Raw genomic sequence first — 15,096 nt, 5'->3', positions numbered from 1 at the left:
CCTTTAGGTCTTCACCCCAGGTTGGCCGAAGCATCGTCGGCGTAAGGATCGGGAACGTCCAGTCCCGCCAGGATCTCGCGTTCGAGCGCTTCCATGGCCTCGGCCTCTTCGTCGCCTTCGTGGTCGTATCCTAGAAGATGCAGCACCCCGTGCGCCACAAGATGTTGCAGGTGGTGGGCCAGGGTCTTGCCCTGCTCGGCCGCCTCGCGGACGCAGACGCCGTAGGCCAGGGCGATGTCGCCCATCTGGCCTTCCGGATTGGCTGTCGGGTCCTGCGGCGCGGGGAAGGACAGCACGTTGGTGGCGTAGTCCTTGTGGCGGAAGTCGCGGTTGAGGGTCTGCACGCTGTCGTCGTCGGCCAGCAGGATGACGATGCCCTTGCCCTCGACGTCCTCATGGGCGTCCAGCACGGCCTGGGCGGCGCGCCAGACCAGGGCCTCGGCTTCGGGTTCGGCCTTGGTCCAGGCCTCGTCTTCGATTTCGATATCGACGGTGATCATCGGGGAGTCGCCACCAGGGCCGCGTCGGCGTCGTAGGCCTTGACGATGCGCTCCACCAGCGGGTGGCGCACGACGTCGGTCGAGGTGAAGCGGGCCACGGCCACGCCCTCGACGCCGTCGAGGATCGACACCGCGTGGGCGAGGCCGGAGTCGCGGGGGTTCAGGAGGTCGATCTGGGTCGGGTCGCCGGTGACGACCATGCGCGCGCCTTCACCCAGGCGGGTCAGCACCATCTTCATCTGCAGGCGCGAGCAGTTCTGCGCCTCGTCGACGATGACGAAGGCGTGCGCCAGCGTGCGGCCGCGCATGAAGGCGATCGGGGCGACCTCGATCTCGCCCTTGTCGCGGCGGCGGCGCAGTTGCTCGGCGCCCATGATGTCGGTCAGGGCTTCCCAGACCGGGGCCATGTAGGGATCGACCTTTTCGTTCAGGTCGCCCGGAAGAAAACCGAGTTTCTCGCCCGCCTCGACGGCGGGGCGGGTGACGATCAGGCGGTCGACCTCGCCGCGCAGCAGCATGCCCGCGCCCTGGGCCACGGCCAGGAAGGTCTTGCCGGTGCCGGCCGGACCCAGGCCGAAGACCAGCGGATGCCGGGCCATCTGCTCCATGTAGGCGGCCTGGTTCTTGGTCTTGGGCGAGACGGCGCCGCGGCGCACGGCGCGCGGCGAGGCCTGGCCGCCGGCGCTGTGGGCTTCGCCCACGGCCACGCGGATGTCGGCCTCGACCACCTCATGGCCGGCGTCGGCGCGCTCGGCCAGGGCCAGCAGGGCGCGCTTGGCCGCCGAGCGGCCCTTGACGTCGCCGGTGATCTTCACCCCGCCGCCGGGCGTCTCGAGCAGGACCTTGAAGGCGTCCTCGATCAAGGCGGCATGGCGGCCGGACGGGCCGGTGACGGCGACGACGGCGTCGTCGGAAAGCGGCAGGAACTCGGGCGTGCGGCTCACGCGGTCTCCAAAGCGGGTTCGTTGGCGAGCACGCCGGCCAGGCTCATCTTGGCGGCGCTCTCGATACGGACGGGAACGATCGTCCCGATCAGGTGCTCCCCGCCCGAAACGTGGACGGCTTGCAGATAGGGGCTGCGGCCGACGATCTGGCCGGGGTGGCGGCCGGCCTTCTCGAACAGCACCGGCAGGGTCTTGCCCACCTGGCTGGCGTTGAAGGCCCGCTGCTGGTCGTCGAGCAGCTGGTTCAGGCGATCCAGGCGCTCGGCCTTCACGGCCTCGTCGACCTGGCCGGGCATTGCGGACGCAGGCGTGCCGGGGCGGCGCGAATACTTGAACGAGAAGGCGCTGGCGAAGCCGACCTCGCGCACCAGCTCCAGCGTCTTGTCGAAGTCGCCGTCGCGCTCGCCGGGGAAGCCGACGATGAAGTCGCCGCTCATGGCGATGTCGGGCCGGGCCGCGCGGATGCGCTCGATCAGCTTCACATAGCTCTCGGCCGTGTGGTCGCGGTTCATGGCCTTGAGGATCTTGTCGCTGCCCGCCTGCACCGGCAGGTGCAGATAGGGCATCAGCTGCGGCAGTTCGCCGTGGGCCTCGATCAGATCGTCGCCCATGTCGCGCGGGTGGCTGGTGGTGTAGCGGATGCGGTCCAGGCCATCGATCGTGGCCAGCTTGCGCACCAGCTTAGCCAGGGTCGAGCCGTCGCCGTCATAGGCGTTGACGTTCTGGCCCAGCAGGGTGACCTCGCGCACGCCGGCGCCGGCCAGGCGCTTGGCTTCTTCCACGATGTCGTTCACCGGGCGCGACCATTCGCCGCCGCGGGTATAGGGCACCACGCAGAAGGTGCAGAACTTGTCGCAGCCCTCCTGCACGGTCAGGAACGCGGTGACGCCGGTGACGTGGCGTTCGGCCGGCAGGGCGTCGAACTTCTCGTCGGCGGCGAAGTCGGCGGCCAGGCGCTCGCCGCTGGCCCGGTGGGCGCGGGCGATCAGCTCGGGCAGCTGGTGATAGGCCTGCGGGCCCACGACCAGATCCACCGCCCGCTGGCGGTTCATGATCTCCTGGCCTTCGGCCTGGGCCACGCAGCCGGCCACGGCGATGGTCATCTTGCCGCCGGCCTGGGCCTTGCGGTCCTTCATCTGCTTTATCAGGCCAAGCTCGGAATAGACCTTCTCGGTGGCCTTTTCGCGGATGTGGCAGGTGTTGAGCACGACGAGATCCGCGCCTTCGGGATCATCGACCACGCCATAGCCGAGCGGACGCAGGACGTCGGTCATGCGCTCGCTGTCGTAGACGTTCATCTGACAGCCGTAGGTCTTGATATAGAGGCGCTTTTGCGGGGTCTCGCTCATCCGGCGAGGTTATGGGGTCGAGCGGCCCCGCGCGCAAGGTCGCGAAGGTCACACCGGATGCTTGAAACCCCAAAAGAAAACGGCGCCGGAGCTGCCTCCGACGCCGTTGTCCGGTCTTAGTAGTTCTCGTCGTGGCGCTTGATCGCCGCGCGGATCAGTTCGGCGGTCTCGTCCGGGTCGGCCCAGCCGGTGATCTTGGTCGACTTGCCCTTTTCCAGGTCCTTGTAGTGCTGGAAGAAGTGGGCGATCTGCTCGGTCAGGATGGTCGGCAGGTCGCGCCAGCTGTTCACGCCCGTGTAGAAGGGGTGCAGCTTGTCGACCGGCACGGCCAGGATCTTTTCGTCCGACCCGGCCTCGTCGACCATCATCAGGGCGCCGATCGGGCGGCAGCGGATGATCGCGCCGGGCACCACCGGGGTCGGGCCCACGACCATGATGTCGGCGGGGTCGCCGTCGTCGGCCAGGGTGTGCGGGATGAAGCCGTAGTTGGCCGGATAGAACATCGCCGTGTGCAGGAAGCGGTCGACCATCAGGGCGCCGCTTTCCTTGTCGATCTCGTACTTCACCGGCTCACCGCCCTGCGGGATCTCGATGACGGCGTTCAGGTCGTAGGGCGGGTTCACGCCCACGGCGATCTTGGAGAGGTCCATAGTGACTCTTCGTTGTGGGAAGGTTCCCGCGGGGAGGCGGGCCTCAAGCGGCCGCCTGTATAGGCCACAAGTGTTGCGATGCGAAAGAGGGGGCGTGTCCGGCCCTCGACTTGCGCCCGCAAAAGCATCCGCCGTCTATGGCCGCGCTTGTCGAATGACCGTTAGAACAGCTTCGCGGGCTTGGCTTGCGGCGCTTGCGAAGGTCTCTCGCGCGAGGCGCGAGCCGTGTCCAGGAAGGGGGCTTCCACCCGATCCCCTATCGCGCTATATAGCTCCTACATCGTCCGTTAGCGCTGATTGGCGCTTTCGAGCGGCGGCCCGAAAGGCTGCCGCTTTTTCTTTGGTCGCTCGCCAGCTGGGCCTTTTGGCTAGGCGGAGCGTCCCACGAAGCTGAGAAGAGAACCGTGCGCGGCAAGACGCGAGAAGACCTGGACCTGATCGAGATGCTCGATCCCGTCGCCGAAGCCACCGGCTACGAGATTGTCCGCCTGCGCCTGATGGGCGGGGCTGAACAGCGCCGCCTGCAGATCATGGCCGAGCGCCCGTTGCTGGAAGACGGCAGCGGCGGCGACATGAACGTCGAGGACTGCGCCAAGCTGTCTCGTGCCATCTCCGAGGTGATGGACGCCGCCGACCCGATCGCCGGCGAATACACCCTGGAAGTCTCCAGCCCCGGCGTCGACCGCCCGCTGACCCGCCTGAAGGACTTCGAGACCTATGCCGGCCTCGAGGTGCGCATCGAGCTCGACCGCGTGGCCGAGGGCCGCAAGCGCTTCAAGGGCGAGCTCGCCGGCGTCGAGGACGACCAGGTCGGCCTCAACATCGAGGGCGAGGACGACGTCACCGTCTATTTCCCGTTCGCCTGGATCGTCGACGCCAAGCTCGTCCTGAGCGACGAGCTGATGAAGCGGGGCGCGGATGCGCGCGCCGCCCGCGTCGATGCAGAGAACGACAACGATTTGTCCGAAAGTGAAGAGGACTGACCATGGCCATCGGCATCGCCGCCAACCGGCTTGAACTGCTCCAGATCGCCGACGCGGTCGCCCGCGAAAAGGGCATCGAGAAGGAAGTCGTCATCGAGGCCATCGAGGACGCCCTGCAGAAGGCCGCCCGCGCCCGCTACGGCGCCGAGCACGACATCCGCGTCAAGATCGATCCGCGCACGGGCGAGACGACGCAGAAGCGCGTGATCGAGATCGTCTCCGACGACGCCGACCTGGAAGGCGAGATCGGCAAGGTTCACCTGACCTCGGCCAAGCGCACCTGGCGCGACGCCGAGATCGGCAAGGTCTACGAAGAAGCCCTGCCGCCGTTCGAGATCGGCCGCGTGCAGACCCAGATGGCCCGCCAGGTCGTCATGCACAAGGTTCGCGAAGCCGAGCGCGAGCGCCAGTACGAAGAGTACAAGGACCGCTCGGGCGAGATCGTCAACGGCAGCGTCAAGCGCGTCGAATACGGCAACGTCATCGTCGACCTGGGCCGCGGCGAAGGCATCATGCGCCGCGATCAGTCGATCCCGCGCGAGAACTTCAACGTCGGCGACCGCATCCGCGCCTACATCTACGACGTCCGTCGTGAGACCAAGGGCCCGCAGATCATGCTGAGCCGCGCCCATGGCGGCTTCATGGCCAAGCTGTTCGCGCAGGAAGTGCCGGAAGTCTACGACGGCGTCATCGAGATCCGCGCCGTGGCCCGCGACCCGGGGTCGCGCGCCAAGATGGCCGTCATCTCCAACGACAGCTCGATCGACCCGGTCGGCGCCTGCGTCGGCATGCGCGGCTCGCGCGTGCAGGCGGTGGTCGCCGAGCTGCAAGGCGAGAAGATCGACATCATCCAGTGGTCGGAAGACGAAGCCACCTTCATCGTCAACGCCCTGGCCCCGGCCGAAGTCTCCAAGGTCGTCATGGACGAGGAAGACGAGCGCGTCGAAGTGGTGGTGCCGGACGAGCAGCTGTCGCTGGCCATCGGCCGCCGCGGCCAGAACGTTCGCCTCGCCTCGCAGCTGACCGGCTGGCAGATCGACATCATGACCGAGAGCCAGGAGAGCGAGCGCCGTCAGAAGCAGTTCGCCGAGGCCACCGCCCTGTTCCAGGAAGCCCTGGACGTCGACGAGGTCATCGCCCAACTGCTGGTCACCGAAGGCTTCACCGCCGTGGAAGACGTCGCCTATGTCGACACCCACGAGATCGGTTCGATCGAAGGCTTCGACGACGAGACCGCCGAGGAACTGCAGGCCCGCGCCCGCGAATTCCTCGAGAAGGAAGCCGCCGCCCTCGACGCCAAGCGCGTCGAACTGGGCGTCCAGGACGAAGTGCTCGGCATTGAGGGCGTGACCCTGGCCATGGCCGTGGCCCTGGGCGAAGGCGACGTGAAGTCGATCGAAGACCTCGCCGGCCTGGTGCCCGACGACATGCGCGGCTGGTTCGAGAGCAAGAACGGCGAGCGCGTGCGCGAGCCGGGCATCCTCGAAAGCTTCAACCTGTCGCCCGACGACGCCGAAGCCCTGATCATGCGCGCTCGTATCGCCATGGGCTGGGTCGAGGCCCCGCCGGAGCCCGAGTACGAAGAGATCGAAGGTGAAGAGATCGAGGGCGAGGTCGAAGACGCCGCCCTGGTCGAAGGCGAGGAAGCCCCCGCCGCCGAAGAAGCCGCCGAAGAGCAGTAAGAGACAGAACCGGCCCTTCCGATCTTCGGAGGGGCCGCTTCCTTTGAAGACGCATGATCGACCAGACCGCTCCCAAGACCCACGCCGAAGCCAGCCGCGCGCGCAAGGACATCGTCCTGGGCGAGGTTGTCGACGAGGCGCGCCTGGTGCGGTTCGTGGCCGGGCCCGACGGCGTCGTCATCCCCGACGTGGCCCGCAAGCTGCCGGGGCGAGGCATGTGGGTGGCGGCCGACCGCGAGTCGATTGCCGCCGCCGCCAAGAAGAACGCCTTCTCGCGCTCGGCCAAGGCCAAGCTGACCGCCCCGGCCGACCTGGCCGATCAGGTGGAACGGCTGCTGGCCAAGCGGGTTCTGGACGGTCTGGGCCTTGCGCGGCGCTCGGGGAGCATTATCTCCGGGTTCGAAAAGGTTCTGGCGGCCCTGGCCTCGGGCAAGACCGCCTGGCTGATCGAAGCCGCCGACGGCGCCGATGATGGCCGCCGAAAGGTCTTTTCAGCCGTCCGCAAAGCGCCGAACACCCCGAGAATCCTCGGTATGTTCACATCCGACGAATTGGGTTTGGCCTTGGGCGGGGAGAATGTGATACACACGGCGCTCCTCGCGGGGCGAGGCACGGATCGCTGGACTTTGGACGTCGAGCGGTTATCAGGCTTCCGTCCTTTCACGCCGCCGGACTGGGTGGTGCGTCAGAACGAGGAGCCCTAGGCTTCGATACGTCCTCGGATGGCTTCATTCGGCGGCGAAAAGAGCCTAGAACCTGAATGTTGGAGCAAGCCGCCTAAGGCGTCGCGCTCTTGAGCGAAGGGCCGGGAAACGCGCTTCCTATTGGAGGTACGTCCGGGCCCCTTTCTCGTATGGATTGAACGGTTTTTTGGGCCGGGAACCCGCCCGGCGGAAGTACAAGCGAGCGCATGAGCGACGAGAACGATAACGGTCGGCCTGGTTCCAACCCCGGTGGGCGCGCGCCCATCACCCTGAAGCCCCGCCAGGGCTCGGTGAGCGCCGGCGTTGTGAAGCAGAGCTTCAGCCACGGCAGGACCAAGACGGTGGTTGTCGAGACGAAGCGCACGCGTCCGCATGCGCCGGCTTCCGGCAACCTCGCCGCGCCGTCCCAGGCCGAGCGCCGCCACGACGCGCCGCGTCCGCAAGGCGGTGGCGGCGGAGCCGCGGGCGGTCTGTCGCAGGACGAGATGCGCGCTCGCCAGCGCGCCATCGAGGCCGCTCGTGAAGCCCAGGAGCGCCAGGCCGCCGAGCGTCGCGCCGCTGACGCCCGCGCCGCCGCCGAGGCCGCCGCCGCTCGCGAAGCCGCCGCCAAGGCTGCTGCCGCGAAGGCCGCCGCCGAAGCCGCCGCCGCCAAGCCGGCTCCGGCCGCGCCGGCCCCGGCCGCCGCTGCTCCGGTCGCGCCGACGCCTGCTCCGGCTCCGGCTCCGGCCGCACCGCGTGTCGAGGCGCCTCGCGCCGAGGCTCCGGCTCGCGCCAGCACGCCGGGCCAGACCCGCACCTATGAACCCAGCCGTGAGCGCCGTGACGACCGTCCGACGACCACGACCTACCGGCCGACGCCGGGCGGCGACCGCCCGCAAGGCGATCGTCCCCAGGGAGATCGTCCGCAGGGCGACCGTCCGTTCAACCAGCGCGCCCCGCGCCAGGACGGACCGTACAACCAGCGTGCGCCTCGTCAGGATGGCCCGTACAACCAGCGCGCTCCGCGTCCGGATGGCGACCGTCCGCGCGGCCCGCGTCCGGAAGGCGGCGCTGGCGGCGGTGGTTACCGCTCGGGCGGCGACCGCCCGCAGGGTGATCGTCCGCAAGGCGACCGTCCGCAGCAGACTGTCCGCTACTCGGCCCTGGCGCCGCGTCCGGCGCCCGGCGGCGCCCGTGGCCCTGGCGGCCCCGGCGGTCCGCGCGGTCCGCGTCCGGGCGTTCCCGCCTCGGCTCCGGCCACGCCGGAAATCCAGCGCGCCACCCGCTCGGCCCCGCGGCCCGGCGGCGGCCTGACCGATCGCCGTCCGGACGAGGACGACGATCGCCGCAAGGCCAACAACGCGCCGAACAAGGCCGTGTCGCGCGCCAAGGGCGCTCCGCAGCGCCGCGAAGGCCGCCTGACCATCCAGGCCGTGGCCGGCGATGGTGAGTCCGCCGACCGCATGCGCTCGCTGGCCTCGGTTCGCCGGGCCCGCGAACGCGAGAAGGAAAAGCGCCGTGGCGGCGCGGTCGAGCAGGCGCGCGTCGCCCGCGAGGTCGTGATCCCCGACGTCATCACCGTGCAGGAACTGTCCAACCGGATGGCCGTGCGCGGCGTCGAGATCATCAAGTTCCTGATGCGTCAGGGCGTGATGCTGAAGATCAACGACGTCATCGACAACGACACCGCCGAGCTGGTGGCGACCGAATTCGGTCACACCGTGCGCCGCGTGTCGGAAGCCGACGTCGAAGAAGGCTTCATCGGCGCCGAGGACCTCGACGATCACCTGGAGGCTCGTCCTCCGGTCGTGACGATCATGGGTCACGTCGACCACGGCAAGACCAGCCTGCTGGACGCCCTGCGTTCGACCGACGTCGCCGCTGGCGAACACGGCGGCATCACCCAGCACATCGGCGCCTATCAGGTTCGCCTGAAGGACGGCCAGCGCGTCACGTTCCTCGACACCCCGGGCCACGCCGCCTTCTCGGCGATGCGCGCTCGCGGCGCCAACATCACCGACATCGTCGTGCTGGTGGTGGCCGGTGACGACGGCGTGATGCCGCAGACGATCGAGGCCATCAAGCACGCCAAGGCGGCTGAAGTGCCGATCATCGTGGCCGTCAACAAGATGGACAAGCCGGGCTCGGATCCGACCCGCGTGGTCAACGAACTGCTGCAGCACGAGATCGTCGTCGAGAGCCTGGGTGGCGACACCCAGATCATCGAGGTCTCGGCCAAGGCCCGCACGGGCCTGGACGACCTGCTCGACGCCATCCTGCTGCAGGCCGAAGTGCTCGACCTGAAGGCCAACCCCGACCGCACCGCCGATGGCGTGGTGATCGAGGCCAAGCTGGACAAGGGTCGCGGCGCCGTTTCGACCGTCCTGGTCAACCGCGGCACGCTCAAGCGCGGCGACATCGTCGTCGCCGGCGCCCAGTTCGGCCGGGTTCGCGCCCTGCTGAACGAGCGCAACGAGCAGCTGACCGAAGCCGGTCCGGCCACTCCGGTCGAGATCCTGGGCCTCGACGGCGTTCCCTCGCCGGGCGAAGCCTTCGCCGTGGTCGAGAACGAAGCCCGCGCCCGCGAGCTGACCGAGTACCGCATCCGCCTGAAGCGCGAGAAGTCGCTGGCCCCGGTGGGCGCCGGCGCTTCGATGGCCGACATGATGGCCAAGCTGCAGGACAAGAAGCTGAAAGAGCTTCCGCTGATCATCAAGGCCGACGTGCAAGGTTCGGCCGAGGCGATCATCGGTTCGCTGGACAAGATGGCCACCGACGAGGTCCGCGCGCGGATCATCCTGTCGGGCGCCGGCGCGATCAGCGAAAGCGACGTCATGCTGGCCAAGGGCGCCGGCGCGCCGGTCATCGGCTTCAACGTCCGGGCCTCGGCCCAGGCGCGGGCCCTGGCCGAACGCGAAGGTGTCGAGATCCGCTACTACGCGATCATCTACGACCTGCTGGACGACATCAAAGGCGTGCTCTCGGGCATGCTGGCGCCGATCCAGCGCGAAACCTTCCTTGGCAACGCCGAAGTCCTGCAGGCCTTCGACATCACCAAGATCGGCAAGGTCGCCGGCTGTAAGGTCACCGAAGGCGTGGTCCGCAAGGGCGCGAAGGTCCGGATCATCCGTCAGGACATCGTCGTGCTCGAACTGGGCACCCTGCAGACGCTCAAGCGCTTCAAGGACGAGGTCAACGAAGTCCCCGTCGGTCAGGAGTGCGGCATGATGTTCGCGGGCTTCCAGGACATCAAGGTCGGCGACACCATCGAGTGCTTCACCGTCGAGGAGATCAAGCGCCAGCTCGACTAAGGGCCGGCGACTTCGGTCACCGAAATGCGAAGGGCGCGGATCGAAAGATTCGCGCCCTTTTCGCATGCGCGCTCCCCAAAATGAGTCCCCGATGGATGGACGCCCGCCCGCGCCGCCCTAGGTTGTCGCCGACGGCGCGGTCGCGCGCCCCAGGGGGTCCATCCATGGCTGAGGCGCCGCTGCTCTACGTCATCCTGTCGGCCGCCAGCCGCGACTGGCCCACGCCCTGGGCGCTGACCGCGGCGGGGTCGGACGGCCTGGGAGCGGAGGCCCATTGGGACACGATGGACTGCCGCGTCGGGATCGCGCCGGCCGGCTACGGCGACAACCAGCTGTGGCGACGGACCGGCAAGGACGGGCGGTTCCGGCTGGAGGCCGTCGCGCTGAGCCATCCCGGCGGCGGCGTAGGCGGGGGCCTCCACTTCACCGAGGTGCAGGGCCGGGCGCCGGTGCGGGTGGTGATGTTCGACGAGAACGACAGGGGTTTCGACTGGAATCTCGATCCTCACCTGGAGACCACCCCGATCGTCGCGAGGCCGGGGGACCAACTGCTCGAGATTTCCGGCAACGGTCCCTATGACGCGCGCAGCCAGGTGCGGGTCTACGAGTACGACCGTCACAACCGCGCCCACCAGGAGTGGCGGTTCGCGCCCTATCGGCCCAGCTTCGGCCACCCGCGCATCGCCTATCGCCAGCGGTCCCTGGCGGCGGGCGGGGAGCTGCGCGGCACGGTCCATACCCTGGACAACCGGGGCTCCCGCGGCCCCCGCGTCTTTACCGTCGAACTGGCGGGGTCGGGCGTGTCGCAGCATCGCTGGCGCGCGGCGGCTGGGTCGCATTCGGCCCTGGAACGCCTGGCCGCCCTGGGGGGGAGCATCGGCGTCGACGAGATCGCCAGCTTCCGGCGCGAGCGCCTGCAGGCGGGCTCGGGGCTGGAGCCCAAATGGGTCGCCGCGCCGTCCGGGCTGGTCCTGGGCGCCGACACCAGCGCCGCCGTGACCGTCCGGGGCCAGCTCAGCCTGGAGATCGAGGTGCCCAACGACACCCGGCTGGAGGTCTCGCTCGAAGCCCTGTCGGCGACGTTCAAGGCCGACTGGCGCGCCGCGATCGATCGCCTGACGCCCGAGCGCGCGACCGCGGCGACCTACGACATCGAAGGCGGCTACGAGGTCTCCGGGGTCTATGACTTCGCCCTGCGGGTCGAGGAGCCGCTGGTCGGCGGCAGGAACCGGCGCGTGCGCAACATCGCCGACCGCGAGGAGGTGACGCTCAGCCGGGGCTGACGGCCAGGTCACGGGGGACTGGAATTCGCCGGAATTGAGCGCTAGCCGTTGTCCATGCGCATTCGAGCCCTTCTCGCCCTGACCGCGGTCGCCGCCTCCCTGAGCGCCTGCGCCACCGCCGATCGCTACGACGCCGCCGGCGACGTGCACGCCCTGCTGACGTCGATCCGCAACAACGACCGGGCGACCTTCGACAGCCTGGTCGACCACCGGGCCCTGACCGGCGCGGTCGAGGCCCGCCTGGTCGACGAAGCCCGCCGCTCGGGCCTGAAGGGCGGCTGGCAGGCGGCGATGATCGCCCTGGCCGGCCCGGCCGCCGACGTCGCCGGCGCCGCCCTGATCCGTCCCGAGGTGTTCCGCGCCGCGGCCAACTACTACGGCTACACGCCCGACAAGCCGATCCCGGGCCGCATCGCCATCGCTTCGGCCCTGCGTCCTGTCGGCGACGGGCGTGTCTGCGCCGCCAAGAAGGACGGCCCCTGCATGTTGACCTTCACCCGCGAGGGCGGAACCTGGCGGCTGTCGGGCTTCGACGCCCAGGCCGTGAACCTGCAGCTCAAGCGATGAAGCCTGGCCTGCCCCTGTTGCTGGCCGCCACGGCGCTGCTGAGCGCCCTGGCGGGGCCGGCCGCGGCCGAGCGGCGGATGTTCTCCTACGACCCGATCTCGCCCGACGCCAGGCGGCTGACGGGGGCGGGGGTGACCGTGCTGTTCGAGCAGGGCCTGCTGGGCGCCCGGCCGATCAAGGTGTTGGCCACCGGCGTGCCGGCCCAGGCCCTGCTGCGCAAGGGCAGCCAGAAGGACCTTGGCAAGGGCGGCCTGGCGTCCATGTCGGGCGTCGACGCCGACGCGGCCCTCTACGAGGTCGATGGCGGGGCCGAGCAGGGCAAGATCTATGTCCGCGCCTTCTGCCCGGGCTCCAAGCGCCTGTGGCTGAGCTTCAGCCGCATCGCCCTGCGCCACGACCTGCGCATCCAGGCCTTCGGCGATGATCCAAAGGCGCCCGGCCAGGCCCGGCTGTGCGGCACGCTGGACTTCTCCTATCGCGGGGAGTGGCGCCTGCCCACCGACGGCCCGCCCGACCCGAACGAGGACTGGACCGACAGCCTCAACGGCCCGCGCTGAGGCCTGCCGCCGGCCTCTTCAGGAAAAGCCGGGTTCCCTTGCACGGCCGGCGCCGCTAGGGTCGCGGCCATGATCGCGATCGCACGCGGGACCCGGCGCTTTCAGCGCCGCCGCTCCCTGGGCACGAACGGACTCGTAGGCAGCGCCTGACCGCTAGGGATCAGGCGTGGCGCTTATCTGCGCCCAGGCGACGGACCACCAGGCCGCCGTCGAACTCAGAAGACCGGCGGCCAAGGCCGCCGCACGACAGTCTCGACGAAGAAGACCACATGACCATCGACACCCAAGACCTGGCCAATCAAGCCGGGGCCAAGCAGGACTGCGCCAAGCAGGAGTGGGCCGCGCGCTTTTCCGCGCGCATGGCCGGCATTCGCGCCAGCGAGATCCGCGAACTGCTGAAGCTGCTCGAGCAGCCCGACATCCTGTCCTTCGCCGGCGGGATCCCCGATCCGGCGCTGTTTCCGGCCGGGCCGATCCGCCAGGCCTACGCCGAGATTCTCGGCGACGGCGCCCAGGCCGCCCAGGCCCTGCAATACACTGTCAGCGAAGGGCACGGGCCGCTGCGCCGCTGGATCGCCGAGCGCATGACCCGCGACGGCATGCCGTGCGAGCCCGAGAACGTGCTGCTGACCGCCGGCTCGCAGCAGGCGCTCGACCTCCTGGGCAAGCTGTTCCTGGACCCCGGCGCGCCCGTCATGGTGGCCCGACCGACCTATCTGGGCGCGCTGCAGGCCTTCAACGCCTACCAGCCGGCATATCTCGACCTGCCCGAGGGCGCTCTGGCCCGTGATCCGGCGGCCCAGAAGGCCGTGGAGGCCCGCAAGCCCCGCCTGGGTTACTTCGTGCCCGACTTTGCCAATCCCACCGGCGTCAGCCTCACCCTGGCCGAGCGAGAGGCCCTGCTGGACCTGGCCGACGCCGTCGACTTCCCGCTGGTCGAGGACGCCGCCTATCGCGAGCTGCGCTTCGGCGGCGAGGCCATCCCCTCGCTGCTGGCGCTGGACATCGCCCGCAAGGGCTCGATCGAGGCGGCGCGCACCCTGTTCTGCGGCACCTTGTCCAAGACCCTGTCGCCGGCCCTGCGGATCGGCTGGATCTGCGGCCCGAAGGCGGCGATCGAGAAGCTGGTGCTGCTCAAGCAGGGCGGCGACCTGCATGTCTCGACCATCAACCAGATGGTCGCCCACCGCGTGGTCGCCGAAGGCTATGACCAGCACCTGGGCAATCTGCGGGCCGTCTATGGCGGCCAGGCCCGGGCGATGCTGGCGGCGCTGGAGCGGCATATGCCCGCCGGCGTCTCCTGGATCTCGCCCGAGGGCGGCATGTTCGTGTGGCTGACCCTGCCGGAGGGAATCGACGGCAAGGCCCTTCTGGAGCGCGCCCTGGTCGAGGCCCGCGTCGCCTTCGTGCCCGGCGCCCCGTTCTTCGCCGAGTCGCCCGCAGCCAACACCCTGCGCCTCAGCTACTCCCTGCTGCCGCCCGAGCAGATCGAGGAGGGCGTGCGCCGGTTGGCGGGGTTGATCGCCGGCCGTTGATGTGGGGCCGCCTGACGGGCGGCTCCCGCCTTTCTTCCCGCTTCCCTCGCCCTTGTGGCGAGGGTCCATGTCGACGGCCGCTCAGGCGGCGCCCGTGTGCGAAAGGTATGAGCAGGCTGGGTCATGGATCCTGGGCGCAGGGCCCAGGAAGGCAAATTTGTTGGAAGGCCGCAGGCGGGGCGGGCTCCAAATGGAAACGGCCGCTCCCTTTAGGGAAGCGGCCGTTTTGGTGGAGCTAAGCGGAGTCGAACCGCTGACCTCTTGAATGCCATTCAAGCGCTCTACCAGCTGAGCTATAGCCCCAAGGCGCTCTGGGAAATCACGAAGACTTCCTGTCGAATTCCTTAGTCTCTTCGGCGGTTCCGAGTGGCTGTCCCCCGAAGAGGCGCGGAACCTATGCCGAGGTGTTTCCGGGATCAAGCCCCTCGACGCACTTTTTTTCGGGGTGCGACGAAACGCTGTGGAGAACCCGAAAGACCGGGGTCGGATCGCTCCGACCCCGGCGCATTCGTCTTACCGGTCGTCGTCTTCGTCGCCCGGCAGGCCTTCGATCTCGTCGCCGAGATCGTCCTCGTCCTCGTCTTCGAGGAAGGGGACGTCGTCGGTGTCCTCGTCGGCCAGATCCTCGTCCTCGGCGAAGTCGACGCCCAGGTCGTCGCCGGCCGGAGACGGTTCGGCGGTCGGGTCGCCGTCCTCGTCGTCGCTTTCGGCGACGTCAGCCTCGGCGGCCTCGTCGATTTCCGGGGTCTCGTCGACCTCGTCCTCGTAGCCGTCCTGCTCCTTCGGAGCAGGGGCTTCCTTTTCGTCCTCGGCGTCGTAGTCCGGCGTAATGGCGCGGGCGCGCACGCGGCGGGACTTCAGCGCCTCTTCCGGGTCGAACTGTTCGCCGCACTTGGGGCAAACGGCAGGACGACGGTTGAGGTCGTAGAACTTCGACTGGCAGTTGGGGCAGATTTGTTTTGCGCCCAAGTCGGGATTAGCCAAGGCGGCGACCCTTTGATCCTGATGGGAAAAGCGGCGGCTGACTTGCCATGACGGGAGGCCGCTGTCAA

13 protein-coding genes and 1 tRNA gene are annotated in these 15,096 nt (G+C 69.0%); 8 read left to right on the top strand and 6 right to left on the bottom strand.

Translation table 11 applies throughout. The features are described 5' to 3' along the window. Nucleotides 1–11: 11 nt before the first annotated feature. The 4 genes from ybeY to ppa form a co-directional block, all read right to left on the bottom strand. Nucleotides 12–485, bottom strand: coding sequence for an rRNA maturation RNase YbeY (gene ybeY, locus V6S85_RS04630; protein ID WP_334348317.1), 474 nt, complete (start codon nt 483–485; stop codon nt 12–14). Nucleotides 486–496: 11 nt separating this feature from the next. Beyond that, complete coding sequence (locus V6S85_RS04625) at nt 497–1,444, bottom strand: PhoH family protein (protein WP_101720481.1); 948 nt, start codon at nt 1,442–1,444, stop codon at nt 497–499. Beyond that, nucleotides 1,441–2,793, bottom strand: coding sequence for a tRNA (N6-isopentenyl adenosine(37)-C2)-methylthiotransferase MiaB (gene miaB, locus V6S85_RS04620; protein WP_334348188.1), 1,353 nt, complete (start codon nt 2,791–2,793; stop codon nt 1,441–1,443). The genes V6S85_RS04625 and miaB overlap by 4 nt, the downstream gene beginning before the upstream one ends. Nucleotides 2,794–2,909: 116 nt before the next feature. After that, nucleotides 2,910–3,443, bottom strand: coding sequence for an inorganic diphosphatase (ppa, locus tag V6S85_RS04615; RefSeq protein ID WP_058347149.1), 534 nt, complete (start codon nt 3,441–3,443; stop codon nt 2,910–2,912). A 293-nt stretch (nt 3,444–3,736) separates the two neighbouring features. Between ppa and rimP the strand changes: the two genes are divergently transcribed. The 8 genes from rimP to V6S85_RS04575 all read left to right on the top strand — a co-directional run bounded on the left by rimP (nt 3,737) and on the right by V6S85_RS04575 (nt 14,044). Further along, nucleotides 3,737–4,426, top strand: a complete 690-nt coding sequence (rimP, locus tag V6S85_RS04610) for a ribosome maturation factor RimP (protein WP_334348316.1) — start codon at nt 3,737–3,739, stop codon at nt 4,424–4,426. Nucleotides 4,427–4,428: 2 nt separating this feature from the next. Further along, the gene (gene nusA / locus V6S85_RS04605) at nt 4,429–6,108 is read left to right on the top strand and encodes a transcription termination factor NusA (protein ID WP_334348187.1); all 1,680 of its coding nucleotides are present in this window, start codon (nt 4,429–4,431) and stop codon (nt 6,106–6,108) included. A 53-nt stretch (nt 6,109–6,161) separates the two neighbouring features. Further along, nucleotides 6,162–6,812 carry an RNA-binding protein gene (locus V6S85_RS04600; protein WP_116490831.1) on the top strand — a complete coding sequence of 217 codons (651 nt, stop codon included), beginning with the start codon at nt 6,162–6,164 and terminating at the stop codon, nt 6,810–6,812. A 206-nt stretch (nt 6,813–7,018) separates the two neighbouring features. After that, nucleotides 7,019–10,102 carry a translation initiation factor IF-2 gene (infB, locus tag V6S85_RS04595; protein WP_334348186.1) on the top strand — a complete coding sequence of 1,028 codons (3,084 nt, stop codon included), beginning with the start codon at nt 7,019–7,021 and terminating at the stop codon, nt 10,100–10,102. A 164-nt stretch (nt 10,103–10,266) separates the two neighbouring features. After that, the gene (locus tag V6S85_RS04590) at nt 10,267–11,385 is read left to right on the top strand and encodes a hypothetical protein (RefSeq protein ID WP_334348185.1); all 1,119 of its coding nucleotides are present in this window, start codon (nt 10,267–10,269) and stop codon (nt 11,383–11,385) included. Nucleotides 11,386–11,439: 54 nt separating this feature from the next. Then, nucleotides 11,440–11,952, top strand: a complete 513-nt coding sequence (locus V6S85_RS04585; protein WP_334348184.1) for a DUF2939 domain-containing protein — start codon at nt 11,440–11,442, stop codon at nt 11,950–11,952. Then, nucleotides 11,949–12,509, top strand: a complete 561-nt coding sequence (locus V6S85_RS04580) for a hypothetical protein (RefSeq protein ID WP_116569401.1) — start codon at nt 11,949–11,951, stop codon at nt 12,507–12,509. Before V6S85_RS04585 ends, V6S85_RS04580 begins: the two co-directional genes overlap by 4 nt. Nucleotides 12,510–12,778: 269 nt before the next feature. Further along, nucleotides 12,779–14,044, top strand: a complete 1,266-nt coding sequence (locus tag V6S85_RS04575) for an aminotransferase-like domain-containing protein (RefSeq protein ID WP_334348183.1) — start codon at nt 12,779–12,781, stop codon at nt 14,042–14,044. A gap of 227 nt (nt 14,045–14,271) precedes the next feature. On the opposite strand, the gene V6S85_RS04570 is transcribed toward V6S85_RS04575, so the two are convergent. Both V6S85_RS04570 and V6S85_RS04565 read right to left on the bottom strand, forming a co-directional pair. Continuing rightward, a tRNA-Ala gene (locus V6S85_RS04570) sits at nt 14,272–14,347 on the bottom strand. A 210-nt stretch (nt 14,348–14,557) separates the two neighbouring features. Further along, nucleotides 14,558–15,028: a TIGR02300 family protein gene (locus tag V6S85_RS04565; protein ID WP_116569403.1), complete on the bottom strand. Its 471-nt coding sequence runs from the start codon at nt 15,026–15,028 to the stop codon at nt 14,558–14,560. Nucleotides 15,029–15,096 lie beyond the last annotated feature (68 nt).

The organism is Caulobacter sp. CCNWLW153 (genome assembly GCF_036889365.1).
GTDB lineage: Bacteria > Pseudomonadota > Alphaproteobacteria > Caulobacterales > Caulobacteraceae > Caulobacter > Caulobacter radicis.
This window is presented reverse-complemented; position numbering and strand designations above follow the sequence as displayed.